Below are 20220 nucleotides of genomic sequence, written 5' to 3' on the forward strand. Positions count from 1 at the left end.
GCATTGTTATTTCACTTCCCGCGTGATGCGCCACAACACCCCGGTTTTCCGCTGGGGCTCCGCACCCTTTTCCGTCTCCTTGAGAATACCGAAATCGACCACGTAAAGCGCTTCCCCCGATGGATCGAAGCGGGCGGCAATGGGTCGTTCGAATCCACTGCTTTCCAAAGCCGAGGCGGGACCAATCTTTTTCCCGCTGTTGGCGGCGAACTCATTGATCACCCCGGTCCGCACATCCACCCGTACCACTTTGAATCCCACTGCACCCAGGGACTTGCCTGTTGCCGGCGATTGGTCCCCGAAGAGGGCGATGAATGCTTCGCCCCGGTGGCCGAATGATTCGTTGCGGGAAAAATCGAAGCCGTCGGCCGAGGCATGAACCGGCAGGATGGCCGCCGGATTGGGGGGATGGTTCGGGTACTCCGCCAGCAGAAGGCGCGGTTTTTCCTGGAGGAATGGTTTGAATTGGTTGCCTTCGTCCAGGCGCAGCCCCGCACTGTAGTCCGGCCAGCCGTACCAGGTGCCTTCCTTCACCAGCCAAAGGGGGTCGCCGGCGCCGAAGACCGGCCTGCTCCCCCGGTCGTCATAGCCGTTGTCCGTAACGAAGAGCTCGCCGTCGGGTGAAAATGCCAGGCCGAAGGGATTACGGAATCCCCATGCCACGAGCTTCAGGTCCCCGCCGTCCGGATTCACCCTGAAAACGGCACCGTTACAGGGTATCCGCCCCTTTATCACCTGCCCCTTGCTGGTTGCCGTGCCGAAAGGAGCGAAGGCTCCCGTCGACACCTCCCCTGTCCCCTTGAGGAAATCCTTTGAGCGGTAGTTTTCCCCGGTAAGCCTAATGTCGCGGCAGGCGGTATCGTGGAACCCCGGATAGCGCTTCAGCCAGCCGAACTTCAGGTTGTCTTCCCCGACGATGGCGGAGTTGGTGGCCGTCCCGATACCGAAGTAGATGAGCCCGTCACGGCCCGCGACCGGACCGTTGGTATGATGATCACCCCGTGAGGGGAGATGATCGGCAATGGTCGTTATCTCGCCGTTGTCGGCAATGCGCAGGATCCTGCCCCCTTCCAGCTCGCCCCCTTCAGCAACATAAAATGCCCCATCGTGCCTGACGGCGCCGGTCCATGGCCCGTTTTCACCCCCTTCGGCAATAACCCGCAGCCCCCCGTCCGCCACACGCAGGAGCCGGGGGGTCTCCCACACTTCGCCATAGGAGTATCCCGCCTCCACCACATAGACATTCCCCTTTTCGTCGAAGGTGACCCCTGTGGGAAAGGTCAGGCCGGTGGCAACGACCTCGATGCGATAGCCGAAGGGGAGGGAGATATCCGCCGGATCGACCCGCCTTCCCTCCTCTGCCAGTTCCGTCTGTCCACCTCCGCCGCTGGACGGCCTCATTGCATAGCAGCCAGCAAGGCATGCGACCATGATGAACATGCAGATAAATCGTATTTTGCCCATGCCGGTTCCTCGTCTGTGTGCAGTTTTTTCCGAGCTCTGCAGGTTACTTGATCAGCTGCATGCGCTCGATCTCGTCCTTCCGGGCATTGTATTCCTTGTCGTCCATCTTGCCTGCTTTGTGGTCATTTTCTATTCTCTGCTTTTCCTGATGCAGCCGGTATTCGTATACGCCGCCACCTGCTGCCGCGCCGCCCAGCGCCCCGACAGTCGCAGTGCCGCCGGTGGTGCCGCATCCTGCCATGATAAATGAGACAAGCAATCCTATTGCAGCCAGCGCCTTTTTCATGTGGGCCTCCATTAAATTAGTTTACTCTTATTAAATAGTGTAGGCCTTCTTTTTCCTCTGTCAATGTCTGTCCGTGCCTGTCATGGGACTGGCTCTCGACAAGAAAGTTATTTCCGGACGTGCCCAAAACAGTTCTTCAGAGATTTCCGGGGAAGGCAGTCGTGACATCGGGAGAGAGCGACGAGCTAAAGCGGCAAGCGGACACCCGCCGCATGTGGAACGGAGAGGCAACGGCCAATCAAGCATCGTGCACAATTACGCGGGCGGCATCGCAAGGTCCGCAGCTGTAGCGACAGAGCGAACGGACGATGTCACGACTGCCTTTTATTTCATGAATTCCCGAGGAGCCAAAAAAAATGGCCTGCGCACAGGCAGGCCATTTGGGGATGCAGGATGAGATGAAATCGTTATTTGCCGCTCTTTTCCTCTGTCTTCCTGCCGAGGAGAACCTGGAGCTCCGCATCCTTAGCCAACTTTTCCAGGAACTCACCGGCCTTTTTTTCCTCCAGCTGGGTCTTCAGCACAGAGCCGATGTATTCCTTCGTCTCATCGAACTTTGCCGTCCGCTTTTCCTGGCGCTCGTCAACTTTGATGATGTGGAAGCCGAAGGGAGTCTCAACCACCGGGCTGACCTCCCCCGCCTTGAGACCGAAGGCCGCCGTCTCGAATTCCTCGGAATTGGTCTTTCCCGGCGACAGGTATCCCAGGTCCCCTCCATTGGCGGCAGTTTCGGCATCTTCGGAATGTTCAGCCGCCAGCTTGGCGAAGTCTCCCCCATTTTTCAGTAGCGCTGCCACGTTTTCCGCCTTGGCACGGGCCTTGGCCTTGGCATCGGCAGCCGCGTCCTTTGCCGCAGCAAAGAAGATATGCCGCACCTTGATCCGTTCCGGAAGGACGAACTCCTTCTCGTGCTCCCGGTAATATTTTTTCAGGTCGGCCTCCGGCACGGCCGCACCGGCCATAATAACCCGGCGCAGATATTCCTGCCCCAGGAACTGGTCCACGACATAGCTCAGCTGCTCCTTGACCTCAGGCTTTCGTTCAAAACCCTCTTTCCGCGCTTTAGCCGCCAGTGCCTTTGTCAGCAGCACCTGGTTGACCAGGTTTGCCTGCTCCTGCTCTCCTTGATATTTCTGCTGCGCTTCCGGCGGCAGGTTGACAATAATCCTTTCCAGATCGGCCTGGCGCAGGACGAAATCCCCCGCCTTTCCCACCACCGGGTTGACCTCCTCGGCCTGGGCCGCGCCTGTCAGCAGTATTCCGGCCGCAAGCGCCATGACAAAACCTTTGATCCGCATGCCTCCTCCTTTATAGGTGAGTCCTTCCAGCTTGATTTTTGGTATTTTTATCCTACTTCACAGGCACGATCAAGATAAATAAAGGTTTTTCATATTTCCATGGAAGGCAGTCGTGGCATCGGGAGTGAGCGGAGGCGGACACCGCCGCATATTGATCGGAGTCGATCTGTCACTTCAAGTATTGTGCGCAATGCATGGACGGCACCGCAAGGTCCGCAGCTGTGGCGACAGAGCGAACGGACGGGGTCGCGACTGCCTCTTATCTCGGAATTTCGAGACAAGCCTGAGTAAAGGGCGTTTGCACGGTGCCGACAAACTGCCGGGTAAGACATTTGACATGGTTGAAATATTAGTTATAGTTAATTCAACCTGTTTCCGAAAGGGTAAGCATCGGGAGGAATCCCGCTGTGCACAAAGTCACGGGTTGATAATCTCTGATGGGATCTTCGATTTCAGCGCCGATTATCGACAGCCGGTCTACCGAAGAAACAGGTGAAAAACGATCATAAGCCGCTTGCCGGGGAGCCGGTAAGCGGCTTTCTAGTGCACAGGACTGCATGATCGTCCTGCCGCACTGGAAACAGGAGCATCAATGGCTGGGACTGGCAGCGGATCTCCCGATGGCGCCCCCCGGGGAGGATATCCCCCTCTTCCTTCCGCGCTAGCGAACCTGGAAGAAATCCTGCAGCTGGGCAGGGAAAAGCAGCTGGCGGTCTTCCTCGATTATGACGGCACCCTGGCCGCCATTACCCCTACCCCGGGTGCCGCCCTGATCACCCCCGAAATGCACCGGGCCCTGGTCAGGCTCTCGGCAAAGTGCACGGTCGGCGTCATTAGCGGCCGTGATCTGCCCGATGTCCGGCAGCGGGTCAATATCGACTCCATTGTCTATGCGGGGAGCCACGGCTTCGAAATCGGCGGCCCGAACGGTCTGCACGCGGAACAGCCCGGGGGCATCCGCTGTCTTCCGGTGCTTGACCAAGTCCACCAGGAGCTTTCGCAGCAGCTGTCGGAGATACGGGGCGCCATCATCGAAAGAAAAAAGTTCGTCATAACCGTCCATTACCGGTTGGTCGCCGAAGGTGAAACGGCACGTGTCGAAGCCGCGGTGGACGGCGCCAGCAGCAGGCATTCGCAACTGCGGAAGAGCGCAGACAAAAAGATGTTCGAGCTTCTCCCCGATGTGGACTGGAACAAGGGGAAAGCCGTTCTTTCGCTACTGGAAATACTGGACCTAGGCGGCCCCCGGGTGCTCCCTCTCTATCTGGGTGACGATACCACCGACGAGGATGCCTTCCGCACCATCCACGGAAAAGGGCTCGGTATTTTTGTCGGCGAGCAGATTGGAGAATCGGCTGCCACTTACCGGCTGAGGGATTGCGAGGAAGTCAGAGAGTTCCTCCTCGAACTTGCCCCCTTCTGCCGGGCATGAGCCATGTCTCGCAGAGCTTCCAGGCTGTACTCCCGGCAGATTGACCGGGCCATCCGCCAACGGCTCGGCATCAGCTGAGGGGAATCAGTTCAAGCTGGGTTCCTGCCGACGTCTTGTCCCAAATCTTGATTTCGCTGCGTCCGGAATACTTGGCTTCATAGAGGGCATGATCGGCCCGGTCCACCAGGTGCTCGATGCCGGCGTTTTCCACACCGTCGAGTGAGGCAATCCCCATACTGAGGGTGACCTTTATGGCCCCTTTGCGGGTCTCGATCTCTGCGCTCTCAATAGTCTGCTTGATGCGGCGTCCAAGGGTTTCGGCCGCCGCCAGGTCCGTTTCGGGCATGAGGATGGCGAACTCCTCTCCACCATAGCGGCACGGGGTGTCGGCCTGGCGCATAAGGCCGCCAATGGCAGCGGCCAGAGCCTGCAGCACCTGATCGCCGATGAAGTGTCCATAAGTATCATTGACCAGCTTGAAATGATCCAGGTCGATCATGATGAGGGACAGGCTGTGACGATACCGGCGGTAGCGCGCCAGCTCCCGCTCGGCAACGGCAAAGAAATAGCGCCGGTTGTAGAGGCCGGTGAGTGGATCGAGCTTGGCTATCTCCTCTGCTTCCTGCCGCGATTTCTCCACCTCCTGCAACGCCGTCTCCAGTCTCTCGGTCTGTTCTCGAATCTTCCGCCGCTGCATGAAGTCCCGGCGCATGTGCCGCTCCAGGGAATAGGCTGCGGACATCCCTGTTATGTTGAAGGCAATGAAGAAAAAGGTATTGTTCACCAGCACGGGAAAGCTGATGCTATCGGCCCGGACGACCAGGAACTCGTACAACAGAAATATGCCCCAGGACAGGGCTGTTGCAGTCGTGAAGGGGAGACGGAAAAAGGCGTAGAAGAACATCAGGCAGAGCAGCAGCCCCGCATAATAGAGGTAGCTTCCGGGCGCACCCGCTCCCAGTATCATGACGATGATGCCCACTGCGGCAATAAGACCCGCAAAAGCCATCAGCGGATACAGGTACTGATGGCGAACGTCCAGATAAGTAAGAAAGAAAACCACGGCAAGGAGCGGACAGACGCCGGCATAGCGGATGATCCAGGCAAGGCGCTCCGCGTCCGGGATGATCCAGTGATCGAGGATGCCGAACAGGGCGTAGAGCAGAAATCCCAGTGCCAGACACACCCTGATTTGCGGCAGGTTCGTTTCGAAACAGACCTTCTGAAATTCCTTCTCCAGGGTTTCGTCCCTGAAGACCAGGGTAAAGGGGCGCATGGCAGAGCTCCTGTGAACCGTCTGTCATTCCTGAAAATTCTTCAGATGCAAATCATATTCCAGAGGAAGCGGTGTTCCTTGACTCTCCAACCTTTTGAATTATGCTTTTTATAGCTGATTCTCATCTGAAGGCTGCAGAGGCAGCCGAAAATCTCAAGGGAGGTTTTATGTCCGAATTGGCCAAGGGAAGCACATACCGCTGCGCAAGAAAGGAATGTGGAGTTGAGGTACAGGTGCTGCAGGAATGCCGCAGCCAGGAAGACTGCCAGCTGAGCTGTTGCGGTGAGCGGATGCAGCGTAAATAAGATCAGCAGACAAATCTCAAAGGGCTGGAAAAAGGCTGCTTCCGCGGAAGCAGCCTTTTTCTCGTCAATCCTCCCCTTCGTCTCCCGCTTTTTTGTCTATTTTCGGAGGTTTCCCCTTTTTTCGCGGATTGAAGTACACATAGCTGAACAGCACTAGTACAACCAGCAGAATCAAGACAAAGATGAACCCATAGTCAAACCAGCCCCACTCGGTTCTCATCGTCGTCACCTCCCCTGCCGGCTTCATCGCCCGGCGTGATAATCAGTTTTTCCGCCTTCACCAAAAAGGGGGGACGGCACCTGGCGGCAACCTGTCCCCCCTTCCCGGGCTAGGCAATGTTCGGTGTTCCTATGGCACGCATAACCTCCCCGCCATCAGTACCAGCCGGACCCACCCTTTGTGCCGCTGGTCCCGGTGTCCATGCTGCCGCCTGTTCCTGAGCCTGTATATCCGCCGCTGGAGGACCCGGTGGAGCCGCCGGTATCGGTGGTGCCGCCGGTGCCGGTACCCATACTTCCCGAGGTCCCCGTTCCCGTCGCTCCTCCCGTCCCCGTTCCATAGGTGCTGCTTCCGGTATCGCTGCCGGTGCTGCCGCCGGTGCCCCGGCCGGTCTGACACCCTGCAGCAAAGATGAGGCCGGTGAGAGCTGCCAATGCGGTCAGGATAGCGACGGATCTTCTAACATTATTCATATCCGTTCCTCCATTTAAGAAAGTGTTTTTAGCTTTAAAGAAACCCGTTCGTTCCCTAAAAGTATAAAGAACAAAAATGCCGCTGGCAATCAAAAAGTTAAATCCATTTAATTATTCCCATAAAAAAAGGACCGACTCGGTGTCGGTCCTCCTTTTGTTTGGCAGAATGCAGCCTGAAAGCTACTGATATTGGACGTAAAGGGGTTTTGGCTCCAGTTTGAGCAGGTCCTGCGGGGTCATCAGGGGGTCACCCTTCTTCGTGTCGTTGTGGTAGAAGAGCTTGAATCCCGTGTACTGCACCGGCTCGGAAACAATGTAATCCTTGTATGAATCCCGCTTCAGCCACGGTGCTCCCCAGCCGTCCATATGCATGATCATCTGCACCTCGGGGCGAACCGCGATCCTCCTGGCATTGGTGACCCCATTGCGGGTGAAGCGGTGCACGGTGAAGACCTTGGGGGGGATGTTGTACTTCTTCACCAGGTCGCGGAGAAAACCGGAGGCATAGTTGATGTCCTCGGCGTCGTAGGTGCCGATCTTGCTCCCCGGCACCTTGCCGCACTTGATCAGGTTGAATTCAGGGTCGATTCCCAAGTGAACGTCCGGGTTCTTCAAAATCCACTCGAAGCGCGGCAGCAGGGTTCTGATATTGTCGTGCCCCGTCTGGATATCGATGAAAAGGAGCGCGTTGGCCTCTTTCGCCCAACCATAGACCTGATTGACGATCTTGTCGGGCATGACCATCCGGTACTTGCCGGCCTTGCCCGGGTCCCCCTGGGCCACCACCGCGATCAGGTGGAGAGCAGGCTGCACCGGATGGGAGGGATCGGCCTTCTCCCAACGGGCCGCCTCCCCCTTCAGGCGGCGCAGCATCTCGTCCTTCTGGTATTCCCCAAGGGCTCCCATGCGCTTGGAAAGAGGGTTGCCGTAGTAGGCGACAATCCTCTTTTTGGGGAGAATCGAGCCGGGAAGCGGTTCCGGACACTTGACCGGCCAGCCGCAGCGTTTTGCATAGGCGGGATCCTCACCGGCGAGGTATTTTCCCTTGGGCTCCTTGGCAGCTGCAGAGGTATAAGCCTTGGTGGCCGCCTTGGCAGCCTGCTTGGCCGCAGGCTTGTCAGCCGTAGTGGCTTTGGCGAAGGCAGCGGCAGCCGGGGCAGCAGCCTGCGGTGCCTGCTTTGCCGTTGTCACCGCAGCAAAGGCCTTCCCCTCCGGGGGGGAGGACTTGCTCTCGGCACATCCGGTCAGGCCGAGCGCTGCGGCGACGGCAAGGAAGACGAGGCAGGCGGGAACGGACGGCCGCCCCTTTGTCCCGGCGACCGGGATCGAAGGTCTTTTCATCGGTTTATCTACTCCTTTTTCCATGGTGAATTAAATGGTATCAGCACAAAAATAGCCGGAGGCCGATTCGTGCGACTTCGGCAACCCGGCTTTTTGTAAGCCCCGCAGGTTCTCCGTTCATCCTTGCGGATGGACTCGACGGTCAAGCACCACACTTTCAACAATTTACCCGAAATCCCGCAGATAAGTCAAAAATTTTCTCGTGCCCCGACTAGACGTACAACGTCTGCTCATCCGTATAATAGGTGGTCTTCTGGGCGATCTTTTCCTTGATGATCGGCCGTCCCGTTGGGGATGCCTTGCGGGAGGGATTATGCACCAGAAGGAAGTCCCTGATCTCGCCGGCAATGATGCCCGGATTCCGCTCCTTGATAGAGACGATGGCCCGTTGCAGCACCAGAGGTATCTTTTCGGCCAGCGCCCTGATTGCCTCGGGGGGCAACTTACCCATTAGGGACAGGGGCGAAATCCTCGCCTCCCAGAGAATCTCGTCCGCATAGGCGTTCCCTATGCCGCGCATGACCTTCTGGTCCACGAGAAATGCCTTCGCCTTGGCTTTCGGAAACCGGGCTGTCAGGCGCTGCAATTCATCCTCCGTTACCCCCAGGGCATCGGGTGCGGCATCCCCCGTGGCCGGATCGAGGGTGGCGGTGGCCATGGCCTTCTCATCGCCAACCACCAGAAAGCTGCCGTCGGCAAAGCCGATGGTGAGCCGGGCAAAGGGGACCCGGCCCGGACTGTCGGTGATGACGAAACCGCCTGTGAGCATGAGATGAACCTGAAGCACCCTGCCGTTGTCCATACGGAAGCGTACCTCCTTGCCCCACCGCTCGACGGCGTCGAATGCCGCTCCCTGCAGCGCATCTGCAACTGCCTGGGGAGGCACGTTCAGGCGCAGGTACGGTCCGCAGGCAACCGAGGTTATCTTTTTCTTCGTCACCCGTTTATGGAGATTTTCTGTAAAGACGGTGAGATCGGGCAATTCCGGCATGTTCTTCCCCTTTCCGCGCAAATGAATGGCCTGCCAGGGCACCCCAGGCAGGCCGCTGTATCATCGAATGCCGTTACCCGCATTATTTAACCTTGGCACCGACCTTCTGGGCCACTTCCTTTGCCTGCTGCAGATGCTGCTCAAGTACCGGCAGCGTTTTTTCCGCCCACGCCTTCACCTCGGGGTCCTTAACCTTCTGGGTCGCCTTCCTGAAGTCCTCCACGTCATCCTTGTGGTCCTTGACCATTTCCGTCATATATTTCTTGTCGAAGTCCGCTGCGGAAGCCTTGTTCAGCTTGTCCACCTTGGATTGGTGCTTGTGCTCCAACTTTGCAGGCAGGGGGACGTTTTTCTGCTGGGCGAGGGTCTTCAGCTCGTCATTGGCCTTGCCGTGGTCGGTCACCATGCGGTTGCCGAAATCCTTCACCTCCTGGGACTGCCCTTTCGACTTGGCAATCTGCCCAAGCTCGACCTCCATCATACCGCCGCTGGCAGCCTTCTTGATAAAATCCTTGTCTTTACCCGCCACCCCCTTGTCCGCTGCAAGGGCGGCCGTTGCCAGAAAGGCAAGGAAGAGACTGACGATCAGTAGTATCGAGAATCTGTTTTTCTTCATGGCAGCTCCTTTCCTGTTTTTAGTGATTACATCCCATCGGGCTTGAGAATGACCTTTGTATAGGGTGCCTCCTCCTTGCCAGCGGCGCTAGACTTCCAGGTCCCGACACAACTTCTCGAACCGGTCCCGGAACTGGGGAAGACGTGGCAGGCCAAGCTCCTCAAGTTCGCGATTCTTCTTCTGCGCCGTTTTCGAGTTGAGGTCGCTCAGGTAGTTGTCCTTGACCTCCCGTGCGGTATGATACTGATCGTGAAAGCGTTTTTGCTCGCTTTCCGTAGAGCGCCTCACATCCTGGAACTTTTGCCGTTTGCTTCCATCGGTGAAATCCCGGTCTGTTTTGGCCAGGATCGGGTCAAAGGCGTTTTCGTCGAGAAAGGCCACCAGTTTTTCCCTTTTCGCCCTGTCGTCCATGAAAGCCTCCCAAGTGAAGAACCAGCCGTCTTATAGCCTGCTCTTCAACAAGTCTTTCCCCTTCTGCACCAGGTTGACGTTCGTCTCCAGCACCTCGTTGAAATACTGGCGGGCATCCCGGTCCCCTTCCTGGTCTGCATCACGCATGTACTGGTTACACGTATCTGCCGCCTGCGAAGCATTGTAGATGACGCTGATTAGATCGTAATCCTTGTCCTTGAGCTTTTCAGCCATGATAAGCCTCCTTGCGCGTTAGATTAGTGTTTACTTAAAAATGATAGAAGAGTACACCGCAATGTCAACGAGAGACGGCGCCGCAATTAGGCTCCGCCACCCCAGCCAGCTCTCATTTTCCTGCATGCTTTGCCGAGAGCTGCTCCAGATAGCGTTGCGCCTTCACCGACCCTTTCCGGGCGGCTTTTTCCAGCCAGTGAATGGCACTTTCGCGGTCCTTGTCAACGCCGTCACCCCGGGCGTACATGGCACCCAGGTAAACCTGGGCCTCGGTGGAATCCTGTTCCGCCGCCATGCGAAACCAGCGTGCCGCCTCATGGCGGTCCTTCAGCACCCCTTCGCCGCGGGCATACATGCCACCGAGGTAAATCTGCGCCTTCACATATCCTTGTTCAGCCGCCGCCTTGAACCAGTGCAGCGTTGCAGAACGGTCTTCTGTCACCCCATCCCCCCGGGCATACATCAGTCCCAGGTTGTATTGGGCTCTGGCATCCCCCTGGACAGCGGCCTGGCTGAACCAGCAGAATGCCTCCTGGAGATCCTTTGCCACCCCTTCCCCATTAAGATAGAGGAGCCCCAGATTGTAGCGGGCACTGGCATGACCGGCGGCAGCAGCTTTTCCAAACCAGACTGCCGCCTCGGCAGGATTGGGTTCGACCCCCTCACCCTTGTAATACATGACGCCGGCTGCGAAATCGCCGGCGGGATCGCCCCTGGACTGGAAGTGGCGCAAAGCGCCGGCGTAATCCTTTCCTTCATAGGAAACAAGCCCCGGATCGCGTACGCAGCCGGTAAAAAGCAGCGCCACCAGCAGCACCAGAAAACAGCAGGTCCCTCCGGCATTTTGATTGGTAATTCTACGCATGACATTTCTCCCGCAAAAGTCACTCCGGGTGATTCAGGCGAAAAAGAGGCTGAATACGACCAGGAAGGTGAGCTGGCAGGCCGCCACCAGCCAGCCGTTGCGCAGCATGGACTTCATATCCGTCGATTCGGCGAAACCGAGGGAACTGACCATGTTCGCCCCGGGAAAGACGAAATTGTGCACCCGGGTCGCCACCACCAGTGCAAGGGACCAGGCGAGCATGGAAACGGCATAGCGGGCAAGGAGGGGGTTGAACATCTCGTGAAGGAGCTTGAGCGTTGCCACAGTGGCACCACTGATGCCGAAGGCACCGAGAAATCCGCCGGTAATGACGATGGCTGGTTTGCCCCCCGTTTCCATGAGCGGTTTCAGGAGCGTCGTCAGGGCGGCAAAACCCCCGGCCTTTTCCACGAAAAGGATAAAAGGGTCAAGGAGCAGGAAAAGCAGGAACAATCCCACGTTTCCCGCCATGCCACGGATGACGTGCCCGAGGATCTGCCCGAACCTGAGCCCTCCCGTAAAACCGGTGATAAGGGCAAGTCCCAGCATGATGACGACAACGAACGATGTTGGAGCCTTGACAACGATGCCGTAGACGACTGCGGCAATGAAGGTGCAGGTAAAGGCCATAGCTGCCCGCCGGTTCCGGCGCGTCGGCTCGAAGCGCTCCAGCTCATCGGCCTGTTCATAAGGGGTCTGGTAACGGGTGTTGCGCTGGATGCGCTGGATCATCAGCCAAGTCACCACCAGGGTAATGAGGGCTACCGGGCCGGAAACGTAGAGAAGCATTTCGCCGTAGCCAATTTTCGTCAGGCCGAGCAGGGTGATGACCGGCGGGGAAAAAGGCCCCAGGATCAGCGCCTCCTCCCCCACCGCCTGAAAAATTACCCCGACCGTGCTCCGGGACAGGCCAACGGCAGCGGCGATGGGAAGGACGATGGGGGCGATGATGGCATTGCCCCCCGCCATGGTCCCCAAAAGGCCGACGATGACCAGGCAGGCGATCATGATGCCGAGCATGGCCTTCCGCTCGCTGTCGATGCCGATGCCGTAGACGATACCGTGAACGATGGTGTGGGAGACCCCGGTGGCGTTGAGCACCTCCCCCAGGCCGCGGCCGAGCATGATGATCAACCCCACCAACGCCAGGAACGACCCCATGCTGGCCGCCAGCGCCGCACCCAGGGACACGAGGGTCTGGCCGCTTAGAATGGCGCCGATGATGACGCAGATGACGGTCGCGGCGAGGATATCCACGTTGCGAAAAACCAGAACGATGTAAACCAGAAGCGGTGCCAGGCCGAGCAAGCCCCACCAGATGCTGGGTACTGCTTCAATGGGCATGTGCGCATTCTCCTTTTCTCAAAACCCGGCCCGGTCGGCGTCCGGTCAGCCTGCCGTCCCAGATGACCGGTTCCCCTGCCACCAGAAGATGGACGATGCCGGCGGAGTAGCGGTGGGGATCCACATAGTCCCCATTGTCCCTGACCTTTGCCGGGTCGAAGAGGACAAGATCGGCCGCATGGCCCTCCCGCACCAGTCCACGATCCTTGAGCCCCAGGCGTGATGCAGGCAGGCCGGTCATCTTGTGGATCGCCGCCTCCAGGGAGAGCACCTTTTCTTCCCGCACATAATGGCCCAGGATGCGGGTAAAGGTTCCGTAGGAGCGGGGATGGGTCGCTTCGCCAGCGGCAGCCGCGGCGTTCAGCCCGTGGCCGTCGGAACCGACCATGACCTCCGGGTCGGCAAGGATCGACCGCACGTCATCCTCGGCCATGGAAAAGAAGATGGCACCGACCTCCCCCTGCTCTTCCACCAGGAGCCGGATCACCGCTTCGGCGCCGCTGCATCCCCAGCCGGCGGCAATCTCGGCTATGGTCCTGCCGGAAAGATGGCGGTTGTGTCCGGAACGACAGTTGCTGATCATGATTCCCGCCGCCCCCTCGCGGGCGGCAATGGCGGCTTCCATTTCTCCCGTAAGCCTGTCTCGCAGTTCGGGTGCCTGCAGCCGCTGCAAAAGGGAAGCAACGCCTCCGGCATGGGCCCACTGGGGAACGATTGCCGCCAGGGTCGTGGCAGAGGCCGCATAGGGGTACTGATCGGCAGCCATGTCAATGCCCGCTCCCCGTGCCGCGGCAATCTTGGCCAGAATTTCCCCGGCCAGGCCGCGATTACCCCGCCCCATGGCTTTGAGATGGGACACCTGCACGCGGACTCCGCTCGTCCTCCCTATGGCCATGGCTTCGTCCAGGGCCGCCATGAGCCCCTCCCCTTCATTGCGGATGTGGCTCGTATAGAGAGAATCGAACGCCGCCAGGGTTCGGGCAAGAGTCACCAACTCCTCCAGCCTTGCATAGCTTCCCGGCGGATAGATGAGGCCGGTGGACATTCCCCATGCCCCCTGCTGCAGGGCTTCTTCCAGCAATCGCCGCATCAGCCCCAGCTCCCTGGCGGTCGGCGCTCGATCTTCCATGCCCATGGCGGCAATGCGCAGCGCGGCATGCCCCACCATGGGAGCCACGTTTATGCCAAGCCCGGACCGTTCCACGGCCCCGGCCCATCCAAGGAGATCGTTCCAGCCGATCCCTTCCGGCGGGAGTTTGAAATCATGCAACGCCAGGTATTCCTCCAACTGCCGCTCCCCCCCCGCTGCCACAGGGAAACAGCTCAGGCCGCAATTGCCGGTCACCTCCAGGGTCACCCCTTGAAAGACCTTACTTTCCGCCTGTGGGCAGGGAAAGAGGGTCATATCGGAATGGCTGTGGATGTCGATGAATCCTGGAGCCAGGACGAGCCCCGCCGCATCGGCTATCCGATCCGCATTATGGCCGGAACCGATCCGGCCGATGGCTGCGACACGCCCCCCCGTCACCAGGACATCTGCCATACGGGCAGGCTTCCCGCTGCCGTCGATCACCAGTGCGCCCTTTAAAAGCAGGGAATCCATCACGCCTCCGTCAATGAAAAAATTCGGAGTTATCCTACGGTAAATGCCCGAGAGATAAAAGGGAAATAGTGTCCATCGGGAAACGAAATAGCTGCCCCTTGCAAACAGGGGGCACCCTGCTACCATTAGAAATACTTTAACCCCCAGAACAACATCAAACTGCATCTGCCGAAGAATCGAAAAACCAAATTGCTTTATGAGCCGGTCAACCTGTGCCATACTCCAGAAGCCGGCACACATCCTAATACCCCAGGAGACCTGCAATGCCCATTCTTGTAACTGGCGGCTGCGGCTACATCGGCAGCCATGTCGTCCGGCAACTGAGCGAAGCCGGACACGAGGTAATTGTCTACGACAACCTCTCCACCGGCTCGGCGGATGCCCTCGTCAACGGCGAAAAGCTTGTTATCGGTGAACTGGCCGACTCCAAGAAACTGGCAGCCGTTTTCCACGACCATGGACCGAAGACGGTCCTTCACTTCGCCGCTGCCATCGTCGCCCCAGAATCGGTTTCCGATCCGCTCAAATACTACGGCAACAATACCTGCAACACCATGAACCTCCTCAAGACCTGCGTCGCAAGCGGGGTGGAACGGTTCATCTTTTCCAGTACCGCTGCGGTGTACGGCCTCCCCGCAGGGGGAGTGGCCGCGGAGGATTCGCCGACCCGCCCCATCAATCCCTACGGAACGTCTAAGCTGATGAGCGAATGGATGCTCCGCGACACGGCCGCAGCCCATGGCCTGAGGTATGTGGCGCTACGCTACTTCAACGTGGCAGGGGCCGATCCCCTGAGCCGCATGGGGCAGCGCACCCCCGACGCCACCCACCTGATCAAGGTCTGCTGCCAGGCAGCCTTGGGCATGCGCCAGCAGGTTGCCATCTTCGGCACCGACTATCCGACCCCGGACGGTACGGGCATTCGGGACTATATTCATGTGGAGGACCTGGCCTCCGCCCATCTGGCGGCGCTCCAATACCTGGAAAACGGGGGAGAGTCCGAGACCATCAACGTCGGCTATGGCCAAGGCTCCAGCGTCAGAGAAGTGATTCAGGTGGTGCGCCACGTGTCGGGGGTGCCGTTCAAGGCAGTGGAATCCTCCCGCCGTCCCGGCGATCCCGCGTCCCTTGTCGCCAGGGCCGACCGCGCCCGCTCCATCCTTCAGTGGACCCCCCGCCATGACGACCTGACGACAATCGTCGCCGATGCCTGGCGCTGGGAACAGAAGCTCTTCAACGGAACGCGATAACTAAGCCTTCGCCTGCCCCGTCCCCACCGACGGGGCTTTTTGGGGTTCTTAAGACATTTCCAGAGAAGACAGTCGTGGCATCGGGAGTGAGCGACGAGCTACAGCGGCGAGCGGACGCCCGCCGTATTTTGAATGGAGGCTATCCGTAGTTTCAAGCATGGTGAGTCATTGCACGGGCGACACCGCAAGGTCCGCAGCTGTGGCGACAGAGCGAACGGACGATGTCGCGACTGTCTTTTATTTCACAAAATTCCAGAACGCACCTTTTTCCCCCTCTCCTTCTCCTCCCTCCTTAAATCCGACCACTGATTGCATTCTCCTACCTGTGTGTTATTAGTTTGAAATACCAAGTTAACTAATTCTAACAGAAGCCCGAGCGCGGGCCGATGGAGGAGACACAATGGAAGCTGCAACCGGAGCAACCCAGAGTGGCTTGGAAAGAGAGGCGAAACAGCGGGGAAAACAAATCAACGTCGGGCGCAACGAACGGACCGCATCCATGATCGGCGGGGCGGCGCTGGCCGTCACCGGCCTGACGAAACTGGCCGGGAAAAAGATTCTGCCGGGGATGGCGCTGATGGCGGCAGGGGGCATGTTCCTCTACCGGGGCAAAACCGGCCATTGCGATGTATTCGAGGCCATGGGGGTCGATACCGCGGGCACCGAGGACAAAGGACTGACTGTGGAAAAGGTGCTGACCATCAACCGCACCCCCCAGGAAGTCTATGAATTCTGGCACAATTTCGAGAATATTCCGAGATTCATGCGTCACCTGGAAGCGGTCCGCACCACCGGCGGCCGCACCTCCCACTGGAAAGCCCGGGGGCCGGCCGGCGTATCGGTGGAATGGGATGCGGAGATACTGGAAGACTACCCGGGCCAGCGGATCAGCTGGCAATCCCTGGGCAATGCCGACATCCCCAACGAGGGAACGGTGGAATTCATGGAAGCCCCCGGGGGACGCGGCACCGAGGTTAAGGTTCATCTCACCTATCGCCCCCCCGGCGGCACCGCCGGGAAGCTTGCGGCAAAAGTAGCCCACGGCATCAACGCCCAAGTAATCGAAGAGGACATGAAGCGGCTGAAACAAATTATGGAAACGGGAGAAACTGCCACGGCTGCCTATACGGGAAGCCGGACCTACCATTAAATCAGCACCTCACCTGCAGGAAAAGGAGGCTCTATGAAGGCTGTATGCTGGCACGGGAAGCATCATGTGCAGGTCGATACGGTTCCGGACCCCCAAATCCTCAACCCCCGCGATGCCATCGTCAAAGTGACCCTCTCCGGCATCTGCGGCTCAGATCTCCATCTTTACAACGGCAAGGTTCCAACCATGAAGGAAGGGGACATCCTCGGCCATGAGTTCATGGGGGTGGTGGTCGAGACAGGCTCGGCCATCACTTCCTTAAGCCGCGGCGACCGGGTCATCGTCCCCTTTCCCATTGCCTGCGGCGACTGCTGGTACTGCCAGGAAGGGCTATGGGCGCTCTGCGACAACTCCAACCCCAATTCGTGGATGCTGGAAAAGCTCTATGGCGACACGGGTGCGGGCATTTACGGGTATTCCCACCTCTACGGAGGCTATGCAGGGGGTCAGGCGGAATTCGTCCGCGTCCCCTTTGCCGACACCGGACTGGAAAAGGTGCCGCCGGAGCTGAGCGACGAGAAAGTCCTGTTTCTCACCGATATTCTCCCCACCGGCTACCAGGCGGCGGAAAACTGTCACATTCAGAAGGGGGACACGGTGGCGGTCTGGGGATGCGGACCGGTGGGCCTCCTGGCGATGAAGTGCGCCTGGCAGCTGGGCGCGGGGAAGGTCTTCGCCATAGACCGCTTCCCGGAGCGGCTGGAAATGGCCCGCATGCATTGCAAGGCGGAGCCCCTCAACTATGAAGAAGTGGATATTACGGAAGCGCTCCACGACATGACCGGCGGCAGAGGCCCCGATTCCTGCATCGATGCCGTCGGCATGGAAGCGCAAGGGACCGGCCTGGAAGCAGCCTACGACACGGTCAAGCAGACCCTGCGCCTGGAAAACGACCGTCCCATCGCACTGCGCCAGCTGATCAAGGCCTGTCGCAAGGGGGGTACCGTCTCCATCCCTGGCGTCTACAGCGGTTTCGTGGACAAGATGCCCATGGGTGCAGTTTTTGCCAAGGGGTTGACGATCCGCGCAGGGCAAACTCATGTGCAGAAGTACCTGAGGCCGCTGATGCGGCTGATCGAAACCGGAGCGATCGATTCGTCGTTCCTCATCACCCACCGCTTGTCCCTGAACGATGCTCCCATGGGCTACGAACTCTTCGACCGCAAACAGGACGGCTGCGTCAAGATCGTCCTCAGGCCCCAAGGTGTAAGCCAGACCGTACACTGATGGAAGCAGGAACTTCCGGAGCTCTTCCAACATTACCAGGAGGCAGGCCTATGGCACAACAGGCACACCAGTTCTTCGAACTTCTGAAAAAAGATCACCGCCGGGCCGAGCAACTCATGCAGCAGATCTCGGCGGCATCCCGGGATCAGCGGCAGCAGCCCTTCAGCACCCTGCACATGGAGCTGGCGGCACACTTCCAGATTGAAGAGAAGTTCTTTTATCCGAAACTCCTTCCCATTGAGGACATGAAGGCACTGGTGGAAGACGCCCTGGACGAACACCAGACGGCCAAGGACCTTATCTCCCAGCTGGAAAGGACCGGCTTCGCCTCTGAGGAGTGGCTGGAGATCTTTGAAAAGCTCGATGAGGGGATCAGGCACCACCACGAGGACGAGGAGCAGGAAATTTTCCCCAGATGCACCCAGTTTCTGAAGGATCAGGACCTGACGGACATGGCACGGAAATCGGTACAGGAAAAGGAACAACTTTTGGCACGCACCGCCAGAACCGGTTCGGCCGGGATGGCACAGAGGAAAAGAGCGAGGGAAATACATCCATAACAGGCATGAAAGGAGAACACAGATGAAACAAGCACGACCCGGCTTGATTGGAGTGATTCTTTTATTCATTGCTATGACAACTCTTCTAACGGCAGGATGCGGTGGCGGCGGAGGGGGAGGAGCAGCAGCGCCGAGCGGTACCGCCAGCATCCATATAACGGATGCGCCCGACCTCAATTACGACCATGTCTGGATTACGGTAACGGAGGCGTGGTTCCACAAGCTCGATACTGACGACCTCACCGATACCGGCTGGATCAAGTTTCCGCTGGCAACACCGCGAACCATCGACCTCGCTTCCCTCAGTGCCGGGCAAACCCAGGAGGTCTGGAGCGGACTGAAGCTCCCGGCAGGGAAATACGGACAGATCAGGGTTTTTCTCGCCCCCACCGAGGGGCCGGCAAAGGGTTCCCTGCCCAGCGGCGTCACCTTCAACAACGAGGTGGATTTTACTGACGGCACCGGCAGCCATAAGGCACCCTTGCGCATTCCATCCCCCGCCCAGGGGATAAAGGTCGTGCCGGAGACCCCCATCGTCGTCACCAGCGGCGATCTGAAACTGGCCCTCGACTTTAACGTTGGCGAGGATGTGGTGGAGATCTTCCGCCAGGGGCAGATGTCCTCGGCCCAGAATCTGGCCGCCGTTCCCACCAGGGCCAAGGAATTCATCCTCAAGGCACGCCTGCGGTATTTCGACATGAACAGCGCCGGAGCGCTCACCGGCACCGTCGCGCCGCCGGCAACGGCTTTCGGCAATGCCAGCAGCGCCTTCCGTAACATCAGCGGCGCCTTCACAAACCTGAGCAGCTCCTTCCGTACCGCCTTCAAGAACTACACGGGCAAAAACTTCACCGTCAAGGCAGAGCAGGTCAATCCGGTCACCTCCCTGCGCCAGGCCCGTCGTTCGACGACCATCGACAACAGGGGCAGGTTCACCCTTTATCCGCTGCCAGTCTTCGGCACCGCCACCACCGCCACCTATGACTTGGTCATCAGGGGACGCAACGTGGAGACGATCGTCATCAATGGGGTGAAAGTCCATAAGGGAAGCTCCCCTGACAAATCCACCGCCATCAGCAACCGGCCCATCCGGCTCACCACCGGCAGCGAATATGCGGTCAACGTCAATGCCAAACCGGCAGGGGCCGCCGTCACCTTCTACCAGACCCTGCCCACGGACCCGGTACCCTATGAAATACGCTTCCGGCACATCGATCCCTTCAGCACCACCGGCAGCTTCAGCACTCCAATCGAGCTGTCGTCGGGCCCGCTCCATGTCGGGGCATTCAGTAACGGCGGGCCGATCACCCTGACCTCCGTTACCCCGACTGAGGGACAGGGAGTCTTCTTTGCCATCGCCACCGCCGAGCTGTTCAATCCCAGCCCGAGGACCAGCGTCAGCTCCCTGACGCCGCTTATCGCCTTCAGTCCCCTGGCCATCTCGGCGCCTGCCGAAGCCAGGACCATCAGCGGCAAGATCACCGTCAAGGATGCCGGGCTCGACCAAGGGATCATGCTCATCACCCACGGAGGCACCCTCGTTGATACTCTGGATCTGAGCGACAAGGTCAAGGTGGGGGACAATCCCTACACCACCGGCAAACTGCCCGGCGGAACCACCGCTGCACCGCTGTCCGGTGCGTTGTATGACCTGTTCGTTCTGGGATGGAGCGCCGCCCAGCCCGACAAGACCACGGAGACCGGCAGCGCGGCCGGCGTCAACCTGAAGACGGACAACGGTACCGCCAACATAACCATGTCGAAACTGTGATGAGCCCGTGGGAGAAGGAGCACTGCTCCTTCTCCCGCCGCGGTCATTCCAGGCGCTACGGCACGGGCTGCCGCATGCACACCACCGAACACCGGTACAAGGA

The 20220-nt window shown here is 58.9% G+C and carries 21 protein-coding genes; 7 read left to right on the forward strand and 14 right to left on the reverse strand.

The genetic code is table 11. The features are described from left to right. Window positions 1-6 precede the first annotated feature (6 nt). The 3 genes from ML541_RS15355 to ML541_RS15365 all read right to left on the reverse strand — a co-directional run bounded on the left by ML541_RS15355 (window position 7) and on the right by ML541_RS15365 (window position 3048). Complete coding sequence (locus tag ML541_RS15355) at window positions 7-1464, reverse strand: PQQ-dependent sugar dehydrogenase (RefSeq protein WP_243374185.1); 1458 nt, start codon at window positions 1462-1464, stop codon at window positions 7-9. 43 nt (window positions 1465-1507) lie between these two features. Then, window positions 1508-1750 carry a hypothetical protein gene (locus ML541_RS15360; protein WP_243374186.1) on the reverse strand — a complete coding sequence of 81 codons (243 nt, stop codon included), beginning with the start codon at window positions 1748-1750 and terminating at the stop codon, window positions 1508-1510. A 407-nt stretch (window positions 1751-2157) separates the two neighbouring features. Further along, a complete protein-coding gene (locus ML541_RS15365; protein WP_243374187.1) occupies window positions 2158-3048 on the reverse strand; it encodes a peptidylprolyl isomerase in 891 nt (296 codons plus the stop codon). Between the two features lie 592 nt (window positions 3049-3640). Here ML541_RS15365 and otsB point away from each other — a divergent pair. Next, window positions 3641-4480 (forward strand): trehalose-phosphatase, encoded by an 840-nt coding sequence (gene otsB / locus ML541_RS15370; RefSeq protein ID WP_243374188.1) that lies wholly within the window; start codon window positions 3641-3643, stop codon window positions 4478-4480. Between the two features lie 70 nt (window positions 4481-4550). Here otsB and ML541_RS15375 read toward each other — a convergent pair whose 3' ends face one another. Next, on the reverse strand, window positions 4551-5756 hold the full coding sequence (locus ML541_RS15375; RefSeq protein ID WP_243374190.1) for a sensor domain-containing diguanylate cyclase: 1206 nt from the start codon (window positions 5754-5756) through the stop codon (window positions 4551-4553). Window positions 5757-5923: 167 nt separating this feature from the next. Between ML541_RS15375 and ML541_RS15380 the strand changes: the two genes are divergently transcribed. After that, complete coding sequence (locus ML541_RS15380) at window positions 5924-6061, forward strand: hypothetical protein (RefSeq protein WP_243374192.1); 138 nt, start codon at window positions 5924-5926, stop codon at window positions 6059-6061. A gap of 64 nt (window positions 6062-6125) precedes the next feature. Here the strand turns inward: ML541_RS15380 and ML541_RS15385 are convergent, their stop codons facing one another. The 10 genes from ML541_RS15385 to ML541_RS15430 all read right to left on the reverse strand — a co-directional run bounded on the left by ML541_RS15385 (window position 6126) and on the right by ML541_RS15430 (window position 14159). After that, the gene (locus ML541_RS15385) at window positions 6126-6281 is read right to left on the reverse strand and encodes a hypothetical protein (RefSeq protein WP_243374194.1); all 156 of its coding nucleotides are present in this window, start codon (window positions 6279-6281) and stop codon (window positions 6126-6128) included. A gap of 155 nt (window positions 6282-6436) precedes the next feature. Continuing rightward, window positions 6437-6754, reverse strand: coding sequence for a hypothetical protein (locus ML541_RS15390; protein ID WP_243374196.1), 318 nt, complete (start codon window positions 6752-6754; stop codon window positions 6437-6439). Between the two features lie 180 nt (window positions 6755-6934). Next, window positions 6935-8095: a hypothetical protein gene (locus tag ML541_RS15395; protein WP_243374198.1), complete on the reverse strand. Its 1161-nt coding sequence runs from the start codon at window positions 8093-8095 to the stop codon at window positions 6935-6937. 211 nt (window positions 8096-8306) lie between these two features. Beyond that, window positions 8307-9086: a DNA-formamidopyrimidine glycosylase family protein gene (locus tag ML541_RS15400; RefSeq protein WP_243374200.1), complete on the reverse strand. Its 780-nt coding sequence runs from the start codon at window positions 9084-9086 to the stop codon at window positions 8307-8309. Window positions 9087-9168: 82 nt separating this feature from the next. Beyond that, window positions 9169-9702, reverse strand: coding sequence for a DUF4142 domain-containing protein (locus ML541_RS15405; protein ID WP_243374202.1), 534 nt, complete (start codon window positions 9700-9702; stop codon window positions 9169-9171). Window positions 9703-9789: 87 nt separating this feature from the next. After that, the gene (locus ML541_RS15410) at window positions 9790-10113 is read right to left on the reverse strand and encodes a hypothetical protein (RefSeq protein WP_243374203.1); all 324 of its coding nucleotides are present in this window, start codon (window positions 10111-10113) and stop codon (window positions 9790-9792) included. Between the two features lie 30 nt (window positions 10114-10143). Beyond that, complete coding sequence (locus ML541_RS15415) at window positions 10144-10347, reverse strand: hypothetical protein (RefSeq protein WP_243374205.1); 204 nt, start codon at window positions 10345-10347, stop codon at window positions 10144-10146. Between the two features lie 112 nt (window positions 10348-10459). Continuing rightward, window positions 10460-11212, reverse strand: a complete 753-nt coding sequence (locus tag ML541_RS15420) for a tetratricopeptide repeat protein (protein ID WP_243374207.1) — start codon at window positions 11210-11212, stop codon at window positions 10460-10462. Window positions 11213-11245: 33 nt separating this feature from the next. Continuing rightward, complete coding sequence (locus tag ML541_RS15425) at window positions 11246-12556, reverse strand: permease (RefSeq protein ID WP_243374209.1); 1311 nt, start codon at window positions 12554-12556, stop codon at window positions 11246-11248. Further along, the gene (locus ML541_RS15430; protein ID WP_243374211.1) at window positions 12546-14159 is read right to left on the reverse strand and encodes a D-aminoacylase; all 1614 of its coding nucleotides are present in this window, start codon (window positions 14157-14159) and stop codon (window positions 12546-12548) included. Before ML541_RS15430 ends, ML541_RS15425 begins: the two co-directional genes overlap by 11 nt. A 263-nt stretch (window positions 14160-14422) precedes the next feature. Here ML541_RS15430 and galE point away from each other — a divergent pair, with 263 nt between their 5' ends. The 5 genes from galE to ML541_RS15455 all read left to right on the forward strand — a co-directional run bounded on the left by galE (window position 14423) and on the right by ML541_RS15455 (window position 20117). Beyond that, entirely contained in the window at window positions 14423-15409 is a 987-nt protein-coding gene (gene galE / locus ML541_RS15435; protein WP_243374213.1) for a UDP-glucose 4-epimerase GalE, read from the forward strand. Between the two features lie 400 nt (window positions 15410-15809). Beyond that, window positions 15810-16559, forward strand: a complete 750-nt coding sequence (locus tag ML541_RS15440) for an SRPBCC family protein (RefSeq protein ID WP_243374215.1) — start codon at window positions 15810-15812, stop codon at window positions 16557-16559. Between the two features lie 33 nt (window positions 16560-16592). Beyond that, window positions 16593-17786, forward strand: a complete 1194-nt coding sequence (locus ML541_RS15445) for a zinc-dependent alcohol dehydrogenase (RefSeq protein WP_243374216.1) — start codon at window positions 16593-16595, stop codon at window positions 17784-17786. Window positions 17787-17836: 50 nt separating this feature from the next. Further along, entirely contained in the window at window positions 17837-18346 is a 510-nt protein-coding gene (locus ML541_RS15450; RefSeq protein WP_243374219.1) for a hemerythrin domain-containing protein, read from the forward strand. Between the two features lie 22 nt (window positions 18347-18368). Then, the gene (locus ML541_RS15455) at window positions 18369-20117 is read left to right on the forward strand and encodes a DUF4382 domain-containing protein (protein ID WP_243374221.1); all 1749 of its coding nucleotides are present in this window, start codon (window positions 18369-18371) and stop codon (window positions 20115-20117) included. The last annotated feature ends 103 nt before the right edge of the window (window positions 20118-20220 follow it).

Origin of the sequence: Geotalea sp. SG265 (assembly GCF_022808985.1) — a bacterium.
Classification (GTDB): Bacteria; Desulfobacterota; Desulfuromonadia; order Geobacterales; family Geobacteraceae; genus Geotalea.

What these genes read in the sequence shown, in the direction of transcription:
- ML541_RS15415 (WP_243374205.1), bottom strand. Translation starts at nt 10,347, where the DNA reads ATGGCTGAAAAGCTCAAGGACAAGGATTACGATCTAATCAGCGTCATC.
- ML541_RS15425 (WP_243374209.1), bottom strand. Translation starts at nt 12,556, where the DNA reads ATGCCCATTGAAGCAGTACCCAGCATCTGGTGGGGCTTGCTCGGCCTG.
- ML541_RS15360 (WP_243374186.1), bottom strand. Translation starts at nt 1,750, where the DNA reads ATGAAAAAGGCGCTGGCTGCAATAGGATTGCTTGTCTCATTTATCATG.
- galE (WP_243374213.1), top strand. Translation starts at nt 14,423, where the DNA reads ATGCCCATTCTTGTAACTGGCGGCTGCGGCTACATCGGCAGCCATGTC.
- ML541_RS15445 (WP_243374216.1), top strand. Translation starts at nt 16,593, where the DNA reads ATGAAGGCTGTATGCTGGCACGGGAAGCATCATGTGCAGGTCGATACG.
- ML541_RS15400 (WP_243374200.1), bottom strand. Translation starts at nt 9,086, where the DNA reads ATGCCGGAATTGCCCGATCTCACCGTCTTTACAGAAAATCTCCATAAA.
- ML541_RS15450 (WP_243374219.1), top strand. Translation starts at nt 17,837, where the DNA reads ATGGCACAACAGGCACACCAGTTCTTCGAACTTCTGAAAAAAGATCAC.
- ML541_RS15455 (WP_243374221.1), top strand. Translation starts at nt 18,369, where the DNA reads ATGAAACAAGCACGACCCGGCTTGATTGGAGTGATTCTTTTATTCATT.
- ML541_RS15365 (WP_243374187.1), bottom strand. Translation starts at nt 3,048, where the DNA reads ATGCGGATCAAAGGTTTTGTCATGGCGCTTGCGGCCGGAATACTGCTG.
- ML541_RS15405 (WP_243374202.1), bottom strand. Translation starts at nt 9,702, where the DNA reads ATGAAGAAAAACAGATTCTCGATACTACTGATCGTCAGTCTCTTCCTT.
- ML541_RS15395 (WP_243374198.1), bottom strand. Translation starts at nt 8,095, where the DNA reads ATGAAAAGACCTTCGATCCCGGTCGCCGGGACAAAGGGGCGGCCGTCC.
- ML541_RS15380 (WP_243374192.1), top strand. Translation starts at nt 5,924, where the DNA reads ATGTCCGAATTGGCCAAGGGAAGCACATACCGCTGCGCAAGAAAGGAA.
- ML541_RS15410 (WP_243374203.1), bottom strand. Translation starts at nt 10,113, where the DNA reads ATGGACGACAGGGCGAAAAGGGAAAAACTGGTGGCCTTTCTCGACGAA.
- ML541_RS15385 (WP_243374194.1), bottom strand. Translation starts at nt 6,281, where the DNA reads ATGAGAACCGAGTGGGGCTGGTTTGACTATGGGTTCATCTTTGTCTTG.
- ML541_RS15390 (WP_243374196.1), bottom strand. Translation starts at nt 6,754, where the DNA reads ATGAATAATGTTAGAAGATCCGTCGCTATCCTGACCGCATTGGCAGCT.
- otsB (WP_243374188.1), top strand. Translation starts at nt 3,641, where the DNA reads ATGGCTGGGACTGGCAGCGGATCTCCCGATGGCGCCCCCCGGGGAGGA.
- ML541_RS15375 (WP_243374190.1), bottom strand. Translation starts at nt 5,756, where the DNA reads ATGCGCCCCTTTACCCTGGTCTTCAGGGACGAAACCCTGGAGAAGGAA.
- ML541_RS15440 (WP_243374215.1), top strand. Translation starts at nt 15,810, where the DNA reads ATGGAAGCTGCAACCGGAGCAACCCAGAGTGGCTTGGAAAGAGAGGCG.
- ML541_RS15420 (WP_243374207.1), bottom strand. Translation starts at nt 11,212, where the DNA reads ATGCGTAGAATTACCAATCAAAATGCCGGAGGGACCTGCTGTTTTCTG.
- ML541_RS15430 (WP_243374211.1), bottom strand. Translation starts at nt 14,159, where the DNA reads ATGGATTCCCTGCTTTTAAAGGGCGCACTGGTGATCGACGGCAGCGGG.
- ML541_RS15355 (WP_243374185.1), bottom strand. Translation starts at nt 1,464, where the DNA reads ATGGGCAAAATACGATTTATCTGCATGTTCATCATGGTCGCATGCCTT.